The following is a 1,706-nucleotide window of genomic DNA, read 5'->3' as shown; positions in this document are numbered from 1 at the left end:
GCGAGCCGCCACGCCGTCCACTCGGTTGCTCCCCAGATGGCCAGCAAGACGATCAGGCCGACAACGATCACTTGCCCCCAGAGTATTTTGGTTCCGGACATTCCGAGCGTCCTTCCGCAACTGAATTGGTAGATTGCTAGAAGCCGAGGTCGCGCTTCCGACCAAAGCCCCATTCGATGCCACCGCTGTCCTTCACGACGCCGGTGACGTGTTGGCCGAACCTCTTTTCGAGTTCGTGCGACCAGGGCACGAGCTGGTAGCCGAGCCCATTATCGATCATGGCGAAGCGTCCCGAGGTGAGCGTCAGCCGCTGGCGATACGTGCCCGCCATGTGCTCCCCGGAGGCGGCATTCACGCGAGGCAGGCCGGTGTCAGCCGAGACCTTTGCTGCCACCTCGTCCAGTTCGCGTCTGCGCAACGTGTCCAGGAGATCGCGCTGCAGGATGATGCGTTGGCCCTGCCGCCGCGCCAGACCCTGCTGGATCAGATGCTCGGTACGGGCTTCCATGGCGTTGCGGGTCTCGCGGCCGAACCCACCCGTGGCAAGCGGCATGGGGTCGCGTTCGACCAGCCTGTGGTCGAGCCAGGTGGCCCCTTTTGCAGTGATCTGCCCACCGAAATCGAGATCGGAACGGGTCGCTAGCACCACGGTCGGTCGCGGATCGCCGGCTTGCCCCAAGCGTCGGACCTCGACGATGCCGCCGACCGGCGGTGCATGTTCGAAAGCCTGGAGCCCTCGAAATCGCACATGGTGCGCGCGTCCGTCCGTTCCGTCGATCAGGGCATAGGCCTCGCCGGTCAGTTCGTCATGCAGTCCCCGGTCGACCAGTCGTCCGACAAGCTGGGATGTGGGCTGGCCGCCCTCGATGACGAAATCAGCGACGCCGCGCGCTTCCCCACGCTCGGTAAAGGCGCGGTGCATGGTCTTGATGATGTCACCGCGCATACCGAGGTCGCGCAAGCTGCGCTCGGCCTCGAGCCCGACCATCCATTCCCCTGACGCGGCGGGTGCGGCAAGGCCCATCTTCTTCAGGTGCTGAAGGCGGCCGATCATCAGGCGCCGGATCTCTGAGTTGGGCATGCCAGGGTTTTCGGGGCGCAAATCGATGTAGCCGGTTTCGTCGGCTGCCAGCCGGATCTCGCGATCGAGCCGCGTCCATCGCTCCGCCGTGACTTCCTTCTCCAGCGAATTCCGGATCTCGTGCTCAGGCTTTGGCCCCAGCTCGATAGCGACCAGTTCCTCGGCGCGTGAGCGCAGACCCTTGCTGATGTAGTCGCGAGAGATCACGAGATCCGCCCCTTCGTCATCTGCTCCCCGTACGAGAAGATGAACATGGGGGTTGTCGGTGTTCCAATGATCGACAGCCACCCAGTCGAGCCGCGTGCCGAGATCGGTCTCCATCTGCTTCGCGAGATCGCGGGTGAAGGCCTTCAGATCAGTCATGTCGCCGGCGTCCTCTGGCGAGACGATGAACCTGAAATGATGCCGATCGTCCTTGCATCGTTCAGTGAAAGCTGCGCCATCGGCGGCGTCGCTGCGGGCATCAAACATCTCGGCCTGCTCACCACTCCGGGTCACGCCGTCGCGCTTCAGATATGAGAGGTGGGCGGTCAGTGGTGCTGAACGGAAGGCTCGCCCCTTGTGACGAACCACCCGCGCCTTCACCACAACGCGCCGCGTCGGGCTGAACAATCTCGCTCGACTA

At 63.8% G+C, this 1,706-nt stretch carries 1 protein-coding gene; it reads right to left on the bottom strand.

Going from position 1 to position 1,706, the window contains the following annotated elements; genetic code table 11:
* Positions 1–136: 136 nt before the first annotated feature.
* A partial coding sequence (locus L6637_RS42195) for a relaxase/mobilization nuclease domain-containing protein (RefSeq protein ID WP_237874450.1) occupies positions 137–1,706 on the bottom strand: 1,570 nt, incomplete at its 5' end.

It is taken from the genome of Bradyrhizobium zhengyangense, from assembly GCF_022012435.1.
In the GTDB taxonomy this organism is placed as follows: Bacteria; Pseudomonadota; Alphaproteobacteria; order Rhizobiales; family Xanthobacteraceae; genus Bradyrhizobium; species Bradyrhizobium zhengyangense.
This window is presented reverse-complemented; position numbering and strand designations above follow the sequence as displayed.